The sequence below is a fragment of the Agathobaculum sp. genome, assembly GCF_050946325.1.
Taxonomy (GTDB): Bacteria; Bacillota; Clostridia; order Oscillospirales; family Butyricicoccaceae; genus Agathobaculum.
In genome coordinates this window covers 1-21,297 of sequence record NZ_JBMNUP010000003.1, presented here as the reverse complement: position 1 = coordinate 21,297, position 21,297 = coordinate 1, and the positions used below count along the sequence as shown (strand labels likewise).

Annotated in this window: 19 protein-coding genes; 15 read left to right on the top strand and 4 right to left on the bottom strand. The window is 58.0% G+C overall.

All coding sequences use genetic code 11. The features are described from left to right. Positions 1–1,161 carry a GTP-binding protein gene (locus ACOYIE_RS00795; protein ID WP_433409935.1) on the bottom strand — a complete coding sequence of 387 codons (1,161 nt, stop codon included), beginning with the start codon at positions 1,159–1,161 and terminating at the stop codon, positions 1–3. A 406-nt stretch (positions 1,162–1,567) separates the two neighbouring features. Between ACOYIE_RS00795 and ACOYIE_RS00790 the strand changes: the two genes are divergently transcribed. The 4 genes from ACOYIE_RS00790 to ACOYIE_RS00775 all read left to right on the top strand — a co-directional run bounded on the left by ACOYIE_RS00790 (position 1,568) and on the right by ACOYIE_RS00775 (position 8,039). Beyond that, positions 1,568–2,911, top strand: a complete 1,344-nt coding sequence (locus tag ACOYIE_RS00790) for a TolC family protein (RefSeq protein ID WP_433409934.1) — start codon at positions 1,568–1,570, stop codon at positions 2,909–2,911. A 26-nt stretch (positions 2,912–2,937) separates the two neighbouring features. Further along, the gene (locus ACOYIE_RS00785; RefSeq protein WP_433409932.1) at positions 2,938–4,152 is read left to right on the top strand and encodes an efflux RND transporter periplasmic adaptor subunit; all 1,215 of its coding nucleotides are present in this window, start codon (positions 2,938–2,940) and stop codon (positions 4,150–4,152) included. A 6-nt stretch (positions 4,153–4,158) separates the two neighbouring features. Further along, positions 4,159–7,272 carry an efflux RND transporter permease subunit gene (locus tag ACOYIE_RS00780; protein WP_433409930.1) on the top strand — a complete coding sequence of 1,038 codons (3,114 nt, stop codon included), beginning with the start codon at positions 4,159–4,161 and terminating at the stop codon, positions 7,270–7,272. A 92-nt stretch (positions 7,273–7,364) separates the two neighbouring features. After that, a complete protein-coding gene (locus ACOYIE_RS00775; protein ID WP_433409929.1) occupies positions 7,365–8,039 on the top strand; it encodes a hypothetical protein in 675 nt (224 codons plus the stop codon). Positions 8,040–8,072: 33 nt separating this feature from the next. Here ACOYIE_RS00775 and ACOYIE_RS00770 read toward each other — a convergent pair whose 3' ends face one another. Both ACOYIE_RS00770 and spoIID read right to left on the bottom strand, forming a co-directional pair. Beyond that, positions 8,073–8,804: a peptidoglycan DD-metalloendopeptidase family protein gene (locus ACOYIE_RS00770; RefSeq protein ID WP_433409927.1), complete on the bottom strand. Its 732-nt coding sequence runs from the start codon at positions 8,802–8,804 to the stop codon at positions 8,073–8,075. Between the two features lie 46 nt (positions 8,805–8,850). Further along, positions 8,851–9,822, bottom strand: coding sequence for a stage II sporulation protein D (gene spoIID / locus ACOYIE_RS00765; RefSeq protein WP_433409926.1), 972 nt, complete (start codon positions 9,820–9,822; stop codon positions 8,851–8,853). Positions 9,823–9,975: 153 nt separating this feature from the next. Between spoIID and ACOYIE_RS00760 the strand changes: the two genes are divergently transcribed. Genes ACOYIE_RS00760 through ACOYIE_RS00750 form a run of 3 tightly spaced genes read left to right on the top strand, consistent with a single transcriptional unit; the run spans position 9,976 to position 12,303 of the window. After that, on the top strand, positions 9,976–10,212 hold the full coding sequence (locus ACOYIE_RS00760) for a hypothetical protein (RefSeq protein ID WP_433409924.1): 237 nt from the start codon (positions 9,976–9,978) through the stop codon (positions 10,210–10,212). Continuing rightward, positions 10,190–10,531: an RNA polymerase sigma factor gene (locus ACOYIE_RS00755; RefSeq protein ID WP_433409922.1), complete on the top strand. Its 342-nt coding sequence runs from the start codon at positions 10,190–10,192 to the stop codon at positions 10,529–10,531. The genes ACOYIE_RS00760 and ACOYIE_RS00755 overlap by 23 nt, the downstream gene beginning before the upstream one ends. 59 nt (positions 10,532–10,590) lie before the next feature. Beyond that, entirely contained in the window at positions 10,591–12,303 is a 1,713-nt protein-coding gene (locus ACOYIE_RS00750; protein ID WP_433409920.1) for a hypothetical protein, read from the top strand. A 95-nt stretch (positions 12,304–12,398) separates the two neighbouring features. Here ACOYIE_RS00750 and ACOYIE_RS00745 read toward each other — a convergent pair whose 3' ends face one another. Then, positions 12,399–13,283, bottom strand: coding sequence for an SPL family radical SAM protein (locus ACOYIE_RS00745; RefSeq protein WP_433409918.1), 885 nt, complete (start codon positions 13,281–13,283; stop codon positions 12,399–12,401). A 500-nt stretch (positions 13,284–13,783) separates the two neighbouring features. Between ACOYIE_RS00745 and rpsO the strand changes: the two genes are divergently transcribed. The 8 genes from rpsO to ACOYIE_RS00705 all read left to right on the top strand — a co-directional run bounded on the left by rpsO (position 13,784) and on the right by ACOYIE_RS00705 (position 21,166). Beyond that, positions 13,784–14,050, top strand: a complete 267-nt coding sequence (gene rpsO, locus ACOYIE_RS00740) for a 30S ribosomal protein S15 (RefSeq protein ID WP_031476090.1) — start codon at positions 13,784–13,786, stop codon at positions 14,048–14,050. A gap of 134 nt (positions 14,051–14,184) precedes the next feature. After that, positions 14,185–14,556, top strand: coding sequence for a hypothetical protein (locus tag ACOYIE_RS00735; RefSeq protein WP_433409917.1), 372 nt, complete (start codon positions 14,185–14,187; stop codon positions 14,554–14,556). Then, a complete protein-coding gene (locus tag ACOYIE_RS00730; protein WP_433409916.1) occupies positions 14,534–16,657 on the top strand; it encodes a polyribonucleotide nucleotidyltransferase in 2,124 nt (707 codons plus the stop codon). The genes ACOYIE_RS00735 and ACOYIE_RS00730 overlap by 23 nt, the downstream gene beginning before the upstream one ends. 180 nt (positions 16,658–16,837) lie before the next feature. After that, positions 16,838–17,773 (top strand): AEC family transporter, encoded by a 936-nt coding sequence (locus ACOYIE_RS00725; protein ID WP_433409914.1) that lies wholly within the window; start codon positions 16,838–16,840, stop codon positions 17,771–17,773. Between the two features lie 101 nt (positions 17,774–17,874). After that, a complete protein-coding gene (locus ACOYIE_RS00720) occupies positions 17,875–18,222 on the top strand; it encodes a PadR family transcriptional regulator (RefSeq protein ID WP_433409913.1) in 348 nt (115 codons plus the stop codon). Continuing rightward, entirely contained in the window at positions 18,209–19,513 is a 1,305-nt protein-coding gene (locus ACOYIE_RS00715) for a permease prefix domain 1-containing protein (protein WP_433409911.1), read from the top strand. The genes ACOYIE_RS00720 and ACOYIE_RS00715 overlap by 14 nt, the downstream gene beginning before the upstream one ends. 116 nt (positions 19,514–19,629) lie before the next feature. Continuing rightward, positions 19,630–20,121, top strand: coding sequence for an RNA polymerase sigma factor (locus ACOYIE_RS00710; protein WP_433409910.1), 492 nt, complete (start codon positions 19,630–19,632; stop codon positions 20,119–20,121). Then, positions 20,105–21,166 carry a DUF4179 domain-containing protein gene (locus ACOYIE_RS00705; protein WP_433409909.1) on the top strand — a complete coding sequence of 354 codons (1,062 nt, stop codon included), beginning with the start codon at positions 20,105–20,107 and terminating at the stop codon, positions 21,164–21,166. Before ACOYIE_RS00710 ends, ACOYIE_RS00705 begins: the two co-directional genes overlap by 17 nt. Positions 21,167–21,297 lie beyond the last annotated feature (131 nt).

Genomic DNA, 21,297 nt, shown 5'->3' with positions numbered 1-21,297 from the left:
TTATTCCAGACCGAACAGCGCGGTAATCCGCTCTTCGTCCAGCGCCGAGCCGATGACGCACAGGCGGCCGGTATAATCGGCGGCGCCGCGGCGGATTTCGGGCGCGCCCGGCACATAGTCAAAGTGCAGCCACTCACCGCCGTTTTCATCCGGCACAATGCCCTTGGCGCGCAGCACCGTGCCAAGAGACGGATCGCCGAGCGCGGTCAGCGCGGCCAGCAGGCCGGCTTCGGTGTACTTGCGCGTCGTTTCGCGGCCCCAGGAGGTGAAGACCTCGTCCGCGTCATGGTCGTGGCCGCAGCCGCAGTCGTGGTCGTGATGATGATGGTCATGGTCATGGCAGCCGCAGGTGCAGTCCGGACCGTGTTCGTGGTGATGTGCATGCTCGTGCTCATGCTCATGTTCGTGGTGATGTTCGTGTTCGTGCTCATGTGCATGGTCGGGATGGTGCTCGTGTTCGTGCTCATGTGCATGGTCGGGATGGTGCTCGTGCTCATGCTCATGCGCATGATGGTGGTGCTCATGGTGCGGCGTATGCGCAATTTCCTCAAGCACTTCTGCCACCAGATCGCGGCTGCCTTCCATGGTTTCCAGCAGCTGAAGACCGGTCAGGTCCTTCCAGGGCGTTGTGACAATGCGCGCGTGTGCGTTCAGCCCGCGCAGCAGGGCAACCGTTTCCTCCAGACGCTTTGCAGGACATTCCGCCGTGCGGGAAAGCAGGATGCAGCCGGCATGCGCTACCTGATTTTCAAAGAATTCGCCAAAGTTTTTCAGGTACATCTTTGCCTTGAGCGCGTCAACAACCGTTACAAAAGAGTTGAGCTGCACGTCCAGGTGCGCATTCTGTACAGCCGCGATTACATCCGACAGCTTGCCCACGCCGGAGGGCTCGATCAGGATGCGGTCCGGATGGTACTGGTCGACCACATCGTGCAGAGCCTGCCCAAAGTCGCCCACAAGCGAGCAGCAGATACAGCCTGCGTTCATCTCGTTGACGACAATGCCGGAGTCCTTCAGAAAACCGCCGTCAATGCCGATTTCACCAAACTCATTTTCAATCAGCACGACCTGCTCGCCCTTGAGAGCGTCCGCCAGCAGCCGCTTGATGAGCGTCGTCTTGCCGGCGCCAAGAAAACCGGAAATAATGTCGATTTTAGTCATTGCTTTCGCCTCGTTATGATTATTTTGCTATCAGTATACCACATTTTTCTGAAAATGGAAAGAAAAAAGGTTAGCCATCCCTAACAAAAGCTGCTATCCTGAAAAGGCGGCGTTAAATATTTGTAAAAAACACGACATAAGCGCAGAAAGATGTCTATAATACCAGCAAACACTTGTGCGGATAACAACATTGTGATAAAATTATTTCATCTTGTGACATAACAGGATTGCGGAAATCAGGGGTATATGAAGGAGAAACTGTTTGAGATCCGGCCATGCGGGGCCGGACCGGCAGAGGATTGTGGGGCGCATAACACACCGAAGCGGCAGCGCGGCGTGGGATGCGCTTTTCGTCCGCCCAAAAGGCGGCATGCGGTAAAGTAAAACGGAGAACAGGAGAATGACCATGAAGCGAATGTGCACCGGCATGCTGCTGGCCTGCATGCTGTTGACGGCGGGGGTTATCCCTGCCGGCGCGGCGCAGCTGAACGACAGTACGGCGGAAAGCTTTTTGAAGAACGCAGGCGTGCGGGAGGTGACTGCCGCGCAGCCGGAGGGGAGCGGGCAGGGAACGTCTGCCGTACAGCAGGCGGGCTTTACGGGGATTGAGCGAACGGTTCGCGCAAACAACCCGACGGTTAAGGCGCTGCAAAGAACGCTTTCCGGCATTGAAAATACCGATATTGAAGGACAGTTTTTCGGTCAGTACCTGCAATATGAAGGACAACTGAAAAACTATCAGGCGCAGGTGCAGGGGTATCAGAACACCATTGCCGCGCTCAACGCAGCGATCACGCCCGATTTGGACGAAGCGACCAAGGGGGCGCTGCAGGCGCAGCTGACGGCAGCGAAAGCCAACCTGGCGGTCAGCCAGGCGGGCGTGGCGGCGGCAAACGCCGCCCTTGGCGCGCTGGATGATGCGGAGGAAGATGCACAGGAGAAACTGGACGATACCGTAGCGACCTATAAGCGGCAGTTTGCCAATGTGGAAAATCAGCTTGTCGTCGGCGCACAGACGGCCTACCTGGGCATTATTGCCATTGACCGCGGGCTGGATACGCTGGAGCGCAACCTGGCAATGCTGGACCGAAATATTGAGACGGTCAGCCGGCAATACGAAATCGGCATGGCCTCGCAGCTTACGCTGGACAATCTGAAGCAGACGCGCCGCACAGCGGCGGCGCAGCAGGATACGCTGCTCAAACAGCAGAACGCGGCGGAAAAACAACTGGGACTGCTGCTGGGCAAGGCGGCAGATACTGCCGTTACGCCCTCGGCCGTGCCTGCGGTGACGGACAAACAGCTGCAGGATATGGATTATGATAAGGATTTGCAGGCTGCGCTGAAGAACAGCTATTCCATCTGGTCCAAGCAGGATGCGCTGCGCGAGGCCTCCAACGACTATGAAGACGATGTAACCTCGACACTGGACGCGTATGAGGCGGCAAAACTCAACCTGGAGGCGGAAAAGGACAATGTGACCAATTCGTTCCGCGCACTGTATGACGATGTGCAGGACAAAAGACGGCTGGAAAATGAGGCAGCGCTTGCGCTGCAGACGCAGCAGAAGAATTTTGACGCCGCTACCGTTCAGTATCAGCGCGGCATGATTTCCCGCAATGCATATTTGGACGCGCAGGATGAGCTGGCCGCCAAACAGGACGCGCTGGATACCGCGCGGCTGGATTTGTTTACCGCATATAATACTTACGACTGGGCGACGCGCGGCTTTATGAGCGGCGCTGCGTAAACTGCCAAACGATGGAGAGGATATACATGAAGAGCAAACATATTTTAGCCGCAGCGCTGGCAGGCACACTGCTGCTTGGCGCCGGCTGCGGCAAGCAGCAAACGCAGGAGCAAGCGCCGAAGGCCAGCACCGCCGTTGAAGTGCTGGCGGTTGCTGCCGGAGAGATGAGCGCGGAACATACGCTGACGGGCAAGGTAGAAGCCGTAAACGCCGTGCAGGTGTTCCCCATGCTGGCGGGACAGGTGGTGTCGCTTCCTGTGAAGGAAGGCGATCAGGTGACAAAGGGGCAGACCCTGTTCACGGTGGATACCTCTACCGTGACTTCAACACTGGGCTCGCTTCAGCAGTCCTATGCGGCGACCCGCGCTGCGACCGACCAGGCGATTGCCAACGCGCGGATTACGGTGGAGCAGGCGCAGCTTGCAGTGGATAATGTGAAAGCGCTGTTTGAGGTTGGCGCGGCGGCCCAGCAGGATGTTACCAAGGCAGAGCAGGGCCTGCAGCAGGCCAAAATAGGCCTTGCCTCTGCACAGGCGCAGCAGACCGCTTCGCTGGCGCAGATTCAGGCTTCCATGGACCAGATCAATAAGCAGGTTTCGCTCGGAACGGTTACCGCTCCCTGCGCGGGTACGCTGACGGTGGTTAACCTGGTGGCCGGCGGCATGGCCGCTTCGGCGCAGCCCGCGGTGATTATTGCGGAGGACGGCAAGGTGGAAGTGCAGGTTTCGGTTGCGGAGGATGTGTATACCAATATTAAAGAAGGAGAAAACGCCGATGTGGTGATCTCTGTGCTGGGGGATACGGTCATTCACGGCACCATTGGGCCGCTGCCTGCGGCTGCCAATATGCAGACCAGCCTGTATGATATTTCGGTTGCGCTGCCGGATACGGTCACGCCGCCGATTGGCGCGTTTGCAACCGTCACCTTTTACACCAACCGCCGTGCAGACGCGCTGCATATCCCGACTGAAGCGCTGCTGACCGGTGAGAATGACGAGCAGTATGTTTTTGTGGCGGATGATTTCGGCGACGGCGAAACGGTAACGCGCGTTACGGTGGAAACCGGCCTTGTCGGCAAAACGGATACGGAGATTGTCTCCGGCCTGAGCGAAGGAGACCGCGTGGTTGTTAAGGGACAGTCCTACCTGACAGACGGTGAGGCGGTGCGCGTGGTGACGGGCGAAGCCGGCCTTGCGCCGGCAGACGGTTCGGATGATGCCGCAGACGGCGGGGAGGGCTGATTCCCCATGAATATCGCGGAAAAATGTATCAAACACCACGTTATGACCATATTGGCGTACATATTGGTTGCGATTTTCGGCGTGTACTGTTTTCAGGGACTGCCGCTGGCGCTGATGCCCGATATGGAGCTGCCGGTTGCGATGGTTTATGCAACCTATGTGGGCGCAAGTCCGGAGGACATTGAGCAGCAGGTGACCAAGCCGCTGGAAGCGGCGTGCGCCAGCCTGTCCGGCCTGGATACGCTGTCGTCCACCTCGTCGGAAAATATTTCGATGGTGGTGGTGCAGTTTGAAGACGGCACAGATCTGGACAAAGTCATGGTTGATATGCGCGACAAGGTGGATATGGCCAAGGCCGCGCTGCCGGAGGACGCTTCCGACCCGACGGTAATGAGCATTGACGTGGACGCGATGCCCGTTGCGCTGTTTGCCCTGCGCGGAGGAGATCTTGCCGCCATGCAGTCGGTTGCGGAAGACGAGTTGAAGCCTGCGCTTGAGCGGCTGGACGGCGTGGCCTCTGTGGATATTTCGGGCGGCTATGAGGATGAGATTGCCGTTAAAACCGACCCTGCGCGCCTGAAAGGGTATAATCTGACCGTGTCCACGGTGGCGCAGCAGATCGGGGCGGACAATATGGCCGTGCCGGGCGGCGACTTGGACCGCGGCTCGCAGTCACTTTCCGTGCGCACCGACGGCGAATATAAAACGGTGGATGACGTAAAGAACGCGCTGATTGCGCTGCCGGCAGGCGGTACGGTGCGCCTGAGCCAGATTGCGGACGTGGCCATGCAGCCCAAGGACCGGACGGTTATCTCCAAGGTGGACGGCGAGGAATGCGTCATTCTGTCGGTCAACAAGCAGTCCGGCTCCAATACGGTTAAGATTGCGGAGCTCGCCAAGCAGACCATGGAGAAAAAAACCGCGGAAAACGAGCGCCTGCAGTGCAGCGTTTTGATGGATCAGTCAGATTTTATCAATATGACGGTGGACAACGCGGTATCCAACATTTTGTACGGCGTGCTGTTTGCGGCAATCGTACTGTTTTTCTTCCTGCGCGATATGGGTGCGACGATTGCCATTTCTGTAGCCATGCCGGTTTGCATCCTGTTCACATTCCTGATTATGTATGTGCTGGATATCACGCTCAACATGCTGTCTCTCGGCGGCATTACGCTGGGCGTCGGCATGATCGTGGATAACTCGGTTGTCGTGCTGGATAATATTTTCCGATACCGCTCGGACGGATATGACGTGCGCACTGCCTGTGTTGAGGGCACGAAAGAGGTTGCAATGTCGGTCATCGCGTCAACGCTGACGACCATCTGTGTATTTTTGCCCATCGGCCTGTCCGGCGGCATGACGGGCATGATGTTCCGCGAGATGAGCATTACCATTGTGGTGCTGCTGGCATCTTCGCTGATTATTGCGCTGACCCTGGTGCCGCTGCTGAGCTTTGCGTTGCTGCGCCGCGGCGGCAAACACCGGCAGGTGCCCATTCCGGAAGTAAAAGACAAGGTGATTATCGAAAAGCCGGTGATGCGCTGGTACAAAAATACGCTGAAATGGCTGATCAGCCGCCGCAGCGTTGGCATGCTGATTACGCTTGCCATCTGCGTTGTTTCCGTGGTCAGCATCGGCGCTGCGGGCACCGAACTGATTCCGGAAATGGACCAGGGACAGATCGGCGTGACGGTGGATATGCCGACCGGCGCCTCGATGGAAGAGACGGCTGCGATTCAGGAACGCATTGCGCGCATTGCATTGGATACCATACCGGAAATTGACCAGCTGTATTACTCAACGGGCGATTCGGCCTCTGTTATGTCCGCGTCTTCGGGTGCGAGCGTTACGATTATGCTGACCGATTTGAAGGACCGCAGCCGCTCGGCCACCGAAATTGCCAACGAGCTTCGTCGGCATCTTGCCGATATTGCGGGCTGCGAGCTGACCGTATCCAGCAGCAGCATGATGGAGATGACGGGCGGTTCGGATATCAGCATTCAGCTGATGGGCAGAGACTATGACGAACTGGCGGAAGCGGCGGACGCTTTGGCCAGAGAAGTTGCCGCGCTGCCGGACGCCATCAATGTGGAGTCTTCCTCCGGCAAGGAGGTACCGCGCGTTGCGGTTAAAATCAACAGGGAGAATGCCTCTCGCTTCGGGCTGAGCGCCGCTGCCATCGGCGGACTGGTCCGTGCGGAACTGACCGGCTCGACGGCAACCACATTGCGCATGGGCGGCGAGGAATATGACGTTACCGTTTCGGGCAGCGAAGCGTCATCGGAAAGCCTGGACGCGCTCCGTTCGATGCAGCTTCCGACTGCGGCGGGCGGCACGGTGCCGCTCAGCATGGTGGCCGATGTATATACCGAACTGTCGCCGCAGTCGATCTCGCGCGTGGGCCAGCAGGAGGTCGTCACGATTACGGGACAGTCGGAATCGGGCGATGCTGCGGGCATGAACGCCAGCGTACAGGCGCTGCTTGCGAATTACGAGCTGCCGGAAGGCGTTGAAATTGACGACGGCGAAACCACCCTTGCAACAATCAACGAAACGATGAACACGCTGCTGCTGGCGCTGGCAGTATCTATTCTGCTGATTTATTTCGTGCTGGCCAGCCAGTATAACTCGTTCCTGCTGCCGGTGATCATCATGACGATTATGCCGGTCGGTCTGCTGGCCTCCATGGCGCTGCTGGCGCCGACAGGGCACCGTCTCTCCATGGTGGCGCTGCTGGGCGTGATCATTCTGGCGGGTACGGTGGTTAACTCCTCCATTGTGCTGATTGACTATATTGAACAGCGCCGTGCGCATGGAGAGGATAAGCAGACGGCGATTCTCAACGCATGTCCGCGCCGTGTGCGCCCTGTGCTGATGACCTCGCTGACCACGATCCTGGGTCTGGTGCCGATGGTCTTTTCCGGCGGCGAGGGCGCGGAGATGATGCGCCCGATGGGCATTGTTATGATGACGGGCATGGTCGTTTCGACTGCCGCCACGCTGTTCATCACGCCGGTATATTATTCGCTGATGGACAGCCTGACGGAACGCTTCAAAAACCGGAAGAAAATGCCGAAACAGCCGCGCGGATGGCGGAAAAAGAAGAATCCGACAGAATAATTCCGCACGCTTTGCGTAAAAATCCGTTGCTTTTTTTCTCTTGCTGCGCTATATTAATGAACAGACCAGTAAGAAGAGAAGGGGGAAGACGGATGAAACGGTTGATCGCGCTGCCGGCGCTGCTTGTATTGCTGCTGGCAGGCTGTACGGAGCAGGACAGTGATGCGGCCGCCGCGCAGGCGGATATTGCGGAAAATTCGCAGATGCAGGCGCTGGAGCAGGCCAAAGAGGCCGGTTTGCTGACGGACGAAGCGGAAGAGCCTGCACTGCTGACCGCTCAGGAAGCCGCGAATCTGCTTACGAAAGCGCTGGATACCGATGCATATACTGTTCAGCTGACCGATATTCAACTGGAAGTTGGCGGAAGCGAAGACGGCGCGCATGCGTTTTTCGTGTTTGACGTGCAAACGGCGTCTGGCAGTGTAGTCGGCCAGGCTGCGGTGGATCAGCAGACCGGTGAAACCTATCGCTATTTGGGCGAGGGAACGCTGGAGGCTTTGGAATCGCTCTGTCAAACAGACGCCGGTGAAACGTGCGACTGGGAGGGGGCGTATGAAAGCCCAATCCTGGTTGGACTGGAAATTTTGCAGGCAGATCCGCATTCGTTTGAATATCGCTTTTCAGACGGGACAGCGGGCAACGCCGATATTACGGGCAGCACTGCAAAATCGCAGGACGGTGAGATGAACTTCCTGTATTCCGACGATATTGTAACCGTCGTCGGCGGGGGAATGACGGGCAATTATTCCCGAAAAATTGCAGTATAAGAAAAGCCGCAGGGATTTTCCTGCGGCTTTTGCTTATTCCGGCTCGTACTCGCCAAGCAGGGTGAGCACGTCAATGGCCGTGCCGTCGATTGCGGCTTCCACGTGGATGTGCGGGTCGAGCGCTGCCTCGGCCTCGATAGACGGCGCGCATGCGCCGATGGCCTCGCCTGCGGATACGGCTTGTCCGGCAGAAACGCGCACGTCGGTCAGGCCGCGGTAGGTGGTCGTCAGACCGCCGTCATGCGTCATCGTCACGCAGGTGCCGTACAGGCCCTGCTCAAATACGTCGGTCACCGCGCCGTCGGTCAGCGCAAGCACGGTTTCTCCCGCTTCTGCGGCGAAATCCGTACCTGTGTGTACGCGCCAGTCGCCCAAAGTGGGCTGGAACAGCAGCTCGTCTCCGGAAAACGGCGTGAGCACCGCGCCCGAAACCGGACGGACATAAACAGGCGCATAGACGGTCTGCACAGGGGCGGATGGCTGCTCTTCGGCCGGTGCCGGCGACTCTTCCGCAACTTCGGCATCCGCCGGTTCGGCCGGCTGCGGCTCCTGCTGTGCAGCGGGCAGGTCTTCGCTCAGGTCGGGCAGCGCGCCGGCGGGCGTGATGACGGGCGTGTCTGCGGCTGCCGGCGGCTCGTTGGGTGCGGAAATGCTCGTCCAGAGCACCCACGCCGAAACCGCGATAATCAGACCGCAGACGGTCAGAATGGTGTAGAATCCGCGCGTCGACAGGACCGCAGTGTGCTTTGCATGATATTGTTTCATAACCCTTTACCTCCGTTGCAAAAAGTATCGCCGCGGAGCGGGGGATTTATACATTGGAAAGCACGGTATCTTTGTAATAATGCGTTAAAATATCGATATAGGAAGCGCCCTGTTCGGCCATGTACCGCGCGCCGTATTGCGACAGGCCGACGCCGTGCCCGTAACCGACGGTATGGAAAGAGATGCTGTCCTCTGTGGTGGTAATGGTGAAGTTGGTGGAGTGCAGCCCGAACAGCGTGCGCACAGCCGTGCCCTCCACCGGAACACCGCCCAGTTTCACCGTGATAATACCGCCGGCCTCCGAACGCTCGGAGGCTTTAAACCAGGTGCGCGGGGCGCCGGATACATCTGCCGACGGGAAAGCTTCGTTTACTTTTTTGCGGAATTCGTCCGCCGATACGGTTACGGTATCTTCGTATTCGCTGGACGCGGAGCCGCCGGGGCTCACCACGCTTTGCAGATAAGGAACGTCCTCGCCCCAGACATCGCGCGCAGCCTCGGTGCGCGGGCCGCTGGCGCTGTGGAATACCGCGGCAATCGGTGCGCCCTGACAGGTCAGAATCTGCCCTGCGGTGTTCTGCACAGCCTGCCGCACTCTGTCAAGCCCTGTGCCTGCCGCAGCGGCTGCGGCAGGGTCGCGGTAGGCGGCACAGTGGCTGAAGTTATCGCATACATCGGCGTCCGGATGGACCTCGGACCGGCCGAGGCGGCATTTGTAAACGGCATAGGTTCGTGCGGCAACCGCCTGTGCGCGGATGGCTTCAATTGGAAAATCATTTGGGATTTCGGCGGCGGTTACGCCCTCCACATACTGTTCAAGCGGCATCTCGACCGGTGTGCCCTCCAGCTGAACAGTAATGGTTGGCTGACCGCCGCCCTCGTTTTTGATTTCGCCCGCAACCGTTTGCGGAACGGTAAGCAGCTCGGGCGGCTCCGCTGTGCCGGTCAGCGACCATACAGCGGGCAGCAGATACAGAATAACGCTTAGCCCCAAACCGGTCATAAACAGCCTGCGCATGTCCGCCGCCTCCTTTCCTGTGAATATTGTATGCAGATGCGATAAGGAATAGAATACGGATATATTGATTTTCTGTTGACAATAAACACAAGATGATGTATTATTGAAAACATAATAATCAAACAAATGTTCGTATTTGGGAGGGGTGCAGTGATGACACTTCATGAAATGTCAAAAGAATACCGTGCGAACACTGCGCTGCTTGAACTGCGTGTCAAACAGCTTCAGGCGGCGCAGCGCCTTGCACGGCAAAAGGAGGTGCGGTTCCGGCTTAAGCGAAGAATCGGCTGCCTGCGCATGCTGATTAATGAAAGCCGCAAGGCAGCGTTTGAGATGGAACATTATCACGACAGGGGAGGGGTGGCCTATGATGAAAGACGGGCTGTTTGACATGCAGGCGGACAGAGCGGCATATCAAGGGTATCTGTCCTCTCTTGCGTCGGACAACAGCGCGTTTCGCGCGGCATTCCGGGAAACCTTCTTCCGCGCGATGCGCGAGCAGCTGACCGCACGGCAATATGAAGTGCTGTGGCTGAGCGAAGTAGACGGTCTTTCCGGCAAGGAAATCGCGTACAAGCTGGGCATCAGCCAAAGCGCGGTTTCGCGTCACCGCACGCGCGGCAAACGGAAACTGCGCGTGCTGCTGTCCTACAACCTGGATTTGCAGCATGAAATATTTGACGGACAGACCGGGCAAACAAGAGCTTGACAAGCACAGAAAATCGATATATATTTGTATTATCAAAACGATACAAAGGAGCGATGGAGATGAAGTGGAAACGCTGGCTGGCCGGATGCCTGAGCGCAGCGATGCTGTGCGGCGGTTTGCCCGCTGCGGGCGCGGCAGATGCTGCGGACGGGCGGCAGGAGGATCTGGATATGCTGATGGAGATTCTGACTGAAAAGCATCCGGATTTCTTTACCAAAGTGAGCGAGCAGACCGTGCTGGACAAAAAGGCGGAAATCGAGCGGAACATGGAACAGATGGACGATTTCGATTTTGCGGTCGCGCTGTCCGAACTGACCGCGCTGGGCGGGGATTCGCATACGATGCTGGGCATCGGGCAGACGCTCAAGGAGCCGCGGCTGCTTCCTTTTGCGCCTGCATGGTATGACGGCCGGTGGACGCTTGCCGGAACGGCGGCGGAATACAGGGACTATATCGGTCAGCAAATCGTTGCAGTCGCCGGCTGCACGATGGATGAGGTGCAGCGCCGGATCGCCCCCATGATTTCATACGATAATGAAACGCGCCTGCGCCGCGATCTCGGCAGTATGATGTATATTGTGCAGATTCTGGAGCATTACGGTCTGGTGGAAAAAGGCGCGGAGACGGTCTCTCTAACGGTGCGCGACGCCGGGGGCAAGGAGACGGTGCTGTCTTATCCTGTGCTGACGCCTGCGGAATATGCGGCGCTTGGCGAGCAGGGCTATGTCAGCCAGGCGCAGCTGCGCAAGGCGGTACCGCCGACCGAGCCGGATAAAAATGCGGTCTACAAACTGCTTGATTTGGGACAGGGCACGCTGTATATGCAGTATAATGCCTGCCGGGAGGACCCCAACCTGCCGATAGAGGCGTTTGCCGCGCAGATCACGGCAAAGCTGGAATCGGGCGCATATGAAAAGTTTGTGATTGACCTGCGTTATAATGGCGGCGGTTCGGACGGCGTATTGTATCCGGTGATGTATGCGGCGCAGCAGTTTCTGGTAAAAGGCGGCGCGGTATATGCGCTGGCGGGTGAGAATACGTTTTCTTCTGCGCTGATCAACACCGTGCAGCTCAAGGATATCGGTGCGACAGTCGTCGGCGCGCCGACGGGCGGCAGCGTCGATCACTTCGGTCAGATTACAGGCTTTACGCTGCCGTATTCGGGCATCCGCGGGCAGTACTCCAACAAGTTTATCGACCTGGGCGTTTATGAGGCTGCCAAGCCCTATGGGATTGAGAGTTTTCCGCCGGATATTGCAGTGGAACAGCGCTTTGCGGACTATTTGAACGGCGTGGACACTGCTGTGCAGGAAATTCTGAAGCGGGAGCCGGTCAAACCGGAACTGCGCAGACCGGCAGAGGTTTCGTCCGCCCGGCTCGTGGTGGATGGCAAAGCGGCTGCCGCTGCCGCATATGAAATTGGGGACAGCAACTATTTTAAACTGCGCGACCTTGCGATGGCGTTTGCCGGCACACGGGCGGCTTTTCAGGTGAACTGGGATGGCGCGGCGCGGAGAGTCACGCTGTCCGGAGGCGTATATACGCCGGTTGGCGGTGAACTGCTGCCGCTGGAAGGCGGGACAAAGCCCGCGGTCCGTGCGGATGCGGAAGTTTATGTGGAGAACATGCCGCTGCTCGGCAAGGCGTATATGATTGACGGGAATCACTATTTTAAACTGCGCGATTTGTGCATGGTGCTGGGTGTCAGCGTTTCGTGGGACGGCGCGGCAGGCGTGATCTCGATTGATACAAGCAAGCCATACATGCAATGAAAAACAGCCGGAGCAGAATTGCTCCGGCTGTTTGCTTTTTTATCCAGATGTGCTGCCCCAGTGGGAGAAAAACGGGGAGAGGCAGGCGGCCTCTCTCAGTACAGGGTCAGCTGACCGGCGCCGTAGCCGCGCTGGTAACGGCGGGTGATGTCGCGCATCTGATAGAAGATGCCGGCTTCGTTGCAGGCGCGGGTGAAAGCGGCCCACAGCGCTTCGGCGCGCGGGCTGGCGCATTGGTAGCGCGTGCCGTAGCGGGCGACGTATTTTTGCTTGAGACCGGGAAATTCCCGGTCGAGCGCGGCATAAAAATAAGCGCGCTGCCGGTCTCGCATGGTCAGGCCGAGGGCGGGATAGATAAAATCCACGCCCGCCTGCCTGGCACGCTGCACGATGGTCAGCAAATGCGTTTCGGTGTCGGTGATCCAGGGCAGCACGGGCATGAGCAGGATGCAGGTGTGCAGTCCGGCGTCGTGCAGGCGCGCGAGGGCGTCCAGCCGTGCGGAGGGAGATGGTGCATGCGGTTCGATTTTGCGGGCGAGCGCGTCATCCGCCGTGGTAACGGTCAGCTTACACAGCACAGGTGCGTTCTGCCGGATTTCCCGCAGGACATCAATATCGCGGCAGATGAGGTCGCTTTTGGTGGCGATGGCGGCGCCGAAACCGTAAGCCGCCAGCAGTTCGAGCGCGTGGCGCGTGAGCTGTTCTGTGCGCTCGAAAGGATTGTAGGGGTCGCTCATCGCGCCGGTGGAGACCACGCCCGTGCGCGTTTTGCGGCGCAGGTCGTCGCGGATGATGCGCAGCGCGTCCTGCTTGGCGCAGACGGTGTCAAAATCGTCGTTGCGGTAGCATTCGGACCGGCTGTCGCAATAGATGCAGCCGTGGCAGCAGCCGCGGTAGATGTTCATATTATACCGCGCGCCGAACCAGCCCGCGGCGCTTTTGGTATTGGTGACGATGGTTTTGGCCGGAATTGTCTGCATAGGACAGGCCCCCTTCTGCTTTAGTATAACAGAAAAATGCAGCAGCGGCGCAAAAGAATAAAAAAAGAACGCGACATCAGGCCGCGCTGTTGCACCGCCCCGTCGCGTATCTTCAAGCAATAAATAAAAACGGATTCAAGCGATAGGAATATCAAGCTATCCACCGAAAGAAACTATCCATCGAATGAAAAGATTATAGCACTTTGGCTTTCTCTGGGACAAGGTTAAAATTTGACAAAATATAATTCACAATTTGTTCATAATTGTACAAATCGACAATGCGTGATTGGATTTGACAGAATTTGCGCCGAAAAAGAGTGAAAACGAATAAAAAAAGAGAAATTACTTTACAAAATATCCGCTGTATGGTATTATATATGTACTTTCGCCCCCTGCTTAGCCGACGGACCAACCGGGCGCGTTTTACCGTGTCCATTTCACCAAGCCGCGGCCCAGCCTGTGGGTAACAAAAATTTATTACAGAAAGGTGAAACACCAACATGATCCGTAAGGAAGACAAGACTGCCGTAATTGAAGCAAACCGCACCCATGCGACCGATACCGGTTCGCCGGAGGTTCAGATCGCCATTCTGACCGCGCGCATTCAGGAGCTGACCGAGCACCTGAAGGTTCACAAGAAGGATAACCACTCCCGCCGCGGCCTGCTCAAGATGGTCGGCCAGCGCCGTTCGATGCTGGCATACCTCCAGAAGAAGGACATCAACCGCTACCGCGCGCTGATTGCCAAGCTCGGCATCCGTAAGTAAAAGCTACAAGGATATAGGGGAGCAGTCTGCTCCCCTGTTTCTGTATTTTCATGGAAGGCGGCAAAACCGCTTTTTAGCAGTTGAAACAGCGCCCAATAAGGGGAGAACGCTCATCCGCAGACAACCTGCGAACTTTGTTCGCGGTACAAAAAACCGGTTTGCTTGCAAACCGTATCCACAAGGCAGCCGTGCCGGAGGGCGCGGCGAGCCTTTGGCCCGCCCGCAGGCGACCGCGCGTATCGCGCGGCATTTCATTTGGAAACCGCTTTGCGGTTTCCGTAAAAAACCGCGACATGCGCGTGGTTTTTTACACCCCGACCCAGCCGCCTTGGGCGGCATCCTTCGGGTATCGAAACCAAGTTGCCTTGGAACTTGGTTTCGTATATAGGGGGCTTTGGAAGCCCCCTATAGGAGTTTGGGCTTTGTTTCAAGTGCTAAAAAAGCATCTGCCGCCCTCCGCCAAACAAAAAAGGAGGACAAAAAATGGCAAACATCAATCATTTTGACTTCAAAAACTACCGTGTGTTTGAAACCGAGATCGCCGGCCGCAAGCTGACCGTCGAAACTGGCAAGATGGCGCAGCTCGCCAACGGCTCGTGCCTGGTACGCTACGGCGATACCGCCGTGCTCGTCACCGCGACCGCGTCGGCCAAGCCGCGCGACGGCATCGACTTTTTCCCGCTTTCGGTTGATTTTGAGGAGCGCCTGTATTCGGTAGGCCGTATTCCCGGCAGCTTCATGCGCCGCGAGGGCCGTCCGTCCGAAAAGGCGATCCTGGCCTCCCGCCAGATTGACCGCCCGATGCGTCCGCTGTTCCCCAAGGATCTGCGCAACGACGTTTCCATCGTCTGCACCGTGCTGGAGAACGACTACGACAACTCGCCCGAGGTCGTTTCCCTGCTGGGCGCATCCATTGCGGTTTCGATTTCCGATATCCCGTTTGACTATGTGGTAGCAGGCTGCCAGGTCGGCATTGTGGACGGCAAGACCGTCATCAACCCGACTTGCGAGCAGCGCAAGGTGTCCGAGATGGACGTTACCCTGTGCGCAACCAAGGACAAGATCGTCATGATCGAAGCCGGCGCCAAGGAAGTGCCCGAGGACGATATGTTTAACGCCCTGATGGAAGCGCATGAGGAACTCAAGAAGATCTGCGCATTCATCCAGTCCATCAAGGACGAGATCGGCAAGCCCAAGTTCGAGTACGAGCATCATGACATCGACCACGACCTGTTTGACAAGCTCGAGGCGGCCTGCAATGACAAGTTCGAGGTCGCAATGGACACCGACGACAAGACCGTCCGCGATGCGGGCGTGCGCGCGATTGTAGACGAGTTCGAGGCGACCCTTTCCGAGGAATACAAGGAAGAGCACGGCGCGAACCTCGGCGAGTGCGTGGACAAGCTGCAGAAGAAGATCGTCCGTCGCTGGCTGGCGAACGGCAAGCGCGTAGACGGCCGCGGCATGGAGGAAGTCCGTCCGCTGGCGGCCGAGGTTGGCGTGCTGCCGCGCGTACACGGTTCGGGCATGTTCACCCGCGGCCAGACGCAGGTGCTGACGCTGTGTACGCTGGGCACGCTGGGTGACGCGCAGGAGCTGGATACCATCTTTGAAGAGAAGGAAAAGCGCTATATCCATCACTACAACTTCCCGTCCTTCTCGGTCGGTGAGACCCGCCCGTCCCGCGGCCCCGGCCGTCGTGAGATTGGTCACGGCGCACTGGCGGAGCGTGCGCTGCTGCCGGTTATCCCTCCGGTGAGCGAGTTCCCGTACGCGCTGCGTCTGGTATCCGAGGTCATTTCCTCCAACGGTTCGACCTCGCAGGGTTCGGTATGCGGTTCCACGCTGGCGCTGATGGACGCAGGCGTTCCGATCACCGCGCCGGTTGCCGGCATTTCCTGCGGCCTGATTACGGACGGCGGTCAGGAGACCACCTTTACCGATATTCAGGGTGTTGAGGACTTCTACGGCGATATGGACTTTAAGGTTGCCGGCACCAAGAAGGGCATCACCGCGATTCAGGTAGATATCAAGGTGGACGGCCTGACCCCGAACATCATCAAGCAGGCGTTCGAGAAGTGCCGCGTTGCCCGTTACGGCATTTTGGATGAGATCATGCTCAAGGCGATCGACAAGCCGCGCGCGGACGTATCCGAGTGGGCGCCCAAGATGACCACCATGCACATCCATCCGGATAAGATCCGCGAGGTCATCGGCAAGGGCGGCAGCGTGATCCAGAACATCGTTGCTGAATCCGGCGCAAAGGTCGATATCGAGGATGACGGCACGGTCACCATCGCGGCGATCAAGGCTTCGGATGCGGACAAGGCCCGCAAGATGATTGAAGCAATCGTCAAGGAGCCGGAGCCGGGCGAAATCTACTACGGCAAGGTTGTGCGTCTGATGAACTTCGGCGCGTTCGTCAACCTGCTGCCGGGCAAGGACGGCATGGTACACATCTCCAAGATGGCGGATCACCGCATTGAGAAGGTGGAGGACGCCGTCAAGGAAGGCGATATGGTCTGGGTCAAGGTCATGGAGATTGACGACAAGGGCCGTATCAACCTGTCCATGAAGGACGTTAAGGACGACGAAAAGATTCTGTAATAGATTTGACATGAGAAAAAAGACTTCGGAAGCCTCTTCCGAAGTCTTTTTTACTGGAATGGTGCGGAATTGCGGCGCAAAGGCTGTTTTCCGCCGGAAGCCTGTTTGCAATGGCGGGGGGACGGCGCTGCAATGAAAGCGCGGAGTCCGGCCGGAGGCGGAAAACGGCCGGTATGGGGGATGAAAGAGATGGAAATTTTCGGATTGCTGACGGCGGAAGTCGGCAAGCTGTTTTTGATGATGTTGCTGGGCTTTTTGATGTACCGGCGGCATGTGCTCAGCGTGGAGGAGAGCAAGGTCATTTCCAAACTGCTGCTGTATATCGTGCTGCCGTGCGTGGTGTTCCATTCGTTCTGTGTGGAATTTACGATGGATAAGGCGCGCGGGCTGGTGCTGGCTTATGCGGCGGCCGCGGTAATCAGCCTGTCGCTGGTGGGACTGGTGACACTGCTGATGAAGCCGCTGCGGCTGACGACGGTGGAGGAAATGAATATCCTGTATTTCAATACGGGTATTGTCGTGCCGATTGTCATTTCGGCGTTCGGCAGGGAATACGTCATGTATGCAACGGGCATGATTTTTGTGCACACCATTCTGGTATGGACGCATTGTTCGAGCCGGCTGTCGGGACATCCGCATGTCAACTGGAAAAAAGTGCTCTGCAATCCCAATCTGCTTTGCATGGCGGTTGGATTTGTGCTGCTGCTGGCAAATATTCAGCTGCCGGTGGTGCTGAGCGGAACGATTGAAGCCGTTGCAGGGCTGTTTGGCCCGCTCAGTATGATTGTCACGGGCGTTCTGGTGGGCAGCGTCAGCTGGAAGAAGATGCGGAGCTACCGCCGTCTGCCGTTGATCGTTTTGCTGCGCATGGTGGCGGCGCCGCTGTTTGCCATTTTTCTGCTTAAGGTGACGCATGCGGAGCTGCTGGCGCCGGACGGAACGAATATTTTGCTCATCGTTTTGCTGGCGGTGGCGACGAATGCGGGCAGCACCGTTACGCAGATGGTGCAGCTTTATGGGGGAGATGCGGAATATTCCAGCATTATTTGTGCGGTTACATCGGTATTGAGCATTGTTGCGCTGCCAGTATTCGGCGCGTTGTTTGAAATATTATAGGCGATAAAAGCGGACGGTCAGCCGTCCGTTTTTTTTGCTTGACATATATCGGTATTCGATATATTCTATATATAGAACATCGATATGAGGAGGAGAGAAGCATGGCGATCGACAAAAGTTTGCTGGCGGGAAGTACGGGGCTGCTTGTACTGCGCCTGCTGCAGGAAGAGGACCTGTACGGCTACCAGATGATCGAGCGGCTGCGTGAGCGGTCAGACGACACCTTTTCACTCAAGGCGGGCACGCTGTACCCGCTGCTGCACACGCTGGAAACGCAGGGGCTGGTGCAGTCCTACGAGCAGACGGCGGACGGCGCGCGTATCCGCAAATATTATCACCTGACCGATGCGGGACACGCCCAGCTTGCGGAAAAAACCGAGGAATGGAGGACGTTTTCCGGCGCGGTCGACCGCGTGCTGAAAGGGGGAGAAAACCATGCGTTTGCCTGAAGCTTTGCAGCAGTGGCTGGATACCGCAGCCGGACAAATGCGGTGGAAACGGGCGCGTCCGGTGGCGGCAAAGGAGCTGGCGGATCACATGGAGGATCAATACGCCGCCTTTCTGGAGGATGGTATGGAGGAGGATGCCGCAGCGGCGGCCACGGTACGCGAGATGGGCGACCCTGTGGAAACCGGCACGCGGCTTGACCGCGCCTGGCGGCCGCAGCCTAACTGGGTCATGCTCGGTCTGGTGCTGGCGATCGCCGCAGTGGGATGCGTACTGCAATACCTGCTGCGCACGAACAGCGATTTGATGTGGTACACCCTGCTGGGGCATTATGCAGTGGGCGCAGTTTGCCTGCTGGCTGCTTATTTTGTCGATTATACCCTGCTCGGGCGGCATCTCTGGATCGTATTGGGGGTATGGTTTGCGGCTGTTCTGCTCGGCCACCGCATACACGCCTTTTGGCGGGAAGCGGATGTGTTGGTTTCGGTGGGGACGCCGGTTTTATGGACTTTTCCGCTGCTGCTGGCCGGCTTGATCTACCGCATGCGCGGCAAAGGGATGGAGGGCGTGGCCAACTGCCTGATGGCTGTTGTAGCCGTTGCGCTGCTGGCGCGGTTCGGAATCATGGAAGTTGTGTATGACAGGGCGCTGCTGGCCACCTGCGGCGTGATTCTGCTGATCGCCGTATGGCACGGCGTATTCGGCCCGCGGCGCGCGGGGCATATGGCGCTTGCCGCCCTGCCCATCGGCTACGCGGCTGTGCGGCAGGCAATGGACGCGGTATTTTATGCAGATCTGATGTCCGATGCGAAATACCAATACAGCGCCATGACGCATGTAATCCGCCACCTGCTGTACGGCACGGAGATCCCGTTCGGCGGTGAAATTGCTGCGCATCCGGCAGAAAGTTTTGCACAAAGTGCGGATACCGCCGACCACCTGCTGACGCTGGCGCAGCTTCGGTGGGGGTGGCTGGCGGTTTTGGCTGTTTTGCTGCCGCTGCTCATTCTGTTCGGCCGCGGCCTGCTTCAGGCGGGACGGCAGAGCGGACAGCTTGCGTGGCTGGTAAGCCATGCGGTCGTGCTGACGCTTGCCGCGCAGACGCTCATCTACCTGTTTGTAGATCTGGGGCTGATCGGCAACGCGTTTGCCACCGGCCTGCCGCTGCTGTCCTACGGCGGCGCATATCTGTGCCAGACCATGCTGCTGCTCGGCGTTTTGCTTTCCGCGCAGCGCTGCGGCGCATTGGAGGCGGGCGCGCCGCCGGTGCAGGCATCCGACATAGGCGGCTGAGATTGTGGTATAATGAAGAGACGGTAAAAACCGTCTCTTTTTTATTTCGGTGTCAGGATCGCGCCCTGCCGTTCGTATTGTAGGTGAAAGCGCTTTCCAAAGGAGCTGATGACCAAATGAAACAAATTGACAGGGCCGAGGCCGAGCGGCTGGTGGATACCTACTCCGACCTGATCCTGCGGCTCTCCTATACCTATCTGAAATCGACGTACGATGCGGAGGATATCTGTCAGAACGTGCTTCTCAAGCTTTTAACGGACGGGCGGGAATTTGAAAGCCCCGCACATGAAAAGGCGTGGATCATCCGGACGACCGCCAACGCCTGCAAGGACGAGCTGCGCGCCTTCCGGCGGAAAAATGCGCCGCTGGACACGGCTTACAGCGCCGCCGCGCCCGAGCCGCCGGACTGCTCCGTGCTGGACGCGGTGATGGTGCTGCCGGAAAAATACCGTGAGGCGGTGTATCTGTTTTATTATGAAGGTTACTCTGTTCGTGAGATCGCTTCGCTGCTGGGGCGCAGCGAGGCGGCGGTATCCGCCCATCTGAGCAGAGGAAGAAACAAACTGAGACTGGAACTGGGAGGCGATTGCTGTGAGCAAAGCATATAACGAGGATAAAAATTATCAGGCTGCGATGAACGAACTGCACTTTTCGGAGGAGGCAAAGCAGCGTATGGCAAACCGATTGCATGATTCCCTTTCCCGCGCCGAGCAGCCCGCCCGCCGGCGTACCCGCCGCCTGCCGCGCATTGCGGCTGTGGGCGTGGCGGCCGCGCTGGTGCTGGGCGTCGGCGCAGGGGCGACCGGCGTGCTGAAAACGGCGGGCGAAGCCTTTGCGGGCGTGTTCGGCCCGACTGCGGACACCGAGATCATCGACAGGATCGGCCGCCCGGTCGGCGCGAGCGATACGGACAACGGCGTGACCGTAACCGCGGATGCGATTCTGTTTGACGGCTATAACTATATGCTCACCTACTCGCTTGTGCGGGAGGACGGCCAGCCGTTCGACGTGCAGGAGATTCCGGACGGCGGCAAGCTGGATCTGCTCTGGAACCGCTGGTCGAGCGATATCGGCTCGAATACCTCGGGCGGGCATGGCGGCAGCTACTTTTTCGATGAAAATCCGGAAGACCCCGCCATTCAGTATGTGGAGACCATGTCCTATAACGAAGCGGTTAAAACCGGCGGCACGGCAAAGGTTATGTTCGGCGATCTGCGCACACCGGAAAAGGTCATCGCCGAGGGAACATGGCGTGTGAAGTTCAAGCTGAATGCGGAAAACCTGTCCGTTGCGCTGCCCGCCGGGCAGGAAATTACGCTGGACGGCATGACGGGAACGGTCGAACAGGCGCTGGTTTCGCCGATGGGCTACCACTTTGTGTACAGCGTGAACGCGGAAGCGTCGTTTGACGATGCGCCGAGCGGCAAGCAGCCCAAACAGCACGAGGAGGAGTGGACGCGCTTTTCTACCGACTACGGCGTGCGCCTGACCGACGGCACGGTGATCGACCTGCGGAAATCGGGCAACGGCGGCAGCATGGATGTGCAGGACGGAAAAACCATCTGCATCCGCGGCGGCGTGTTTGACGAGGTGATTCCGCTCGAACAGATCGAGGCTGTTCTGCTGGGCGGCATTGAAATTCCGGTTGCGTGACAGAAAAACAGAAAGGGCTTCCGAAAGGAAGCCCTCAGCTTGTCGAAAAAGTCCAGCTACGGCTGGGCTTTTTCGCATGTATATGGTAAAATGCGGATGGGTGATGAAAGATGCTGGAACGAGGGAAACTG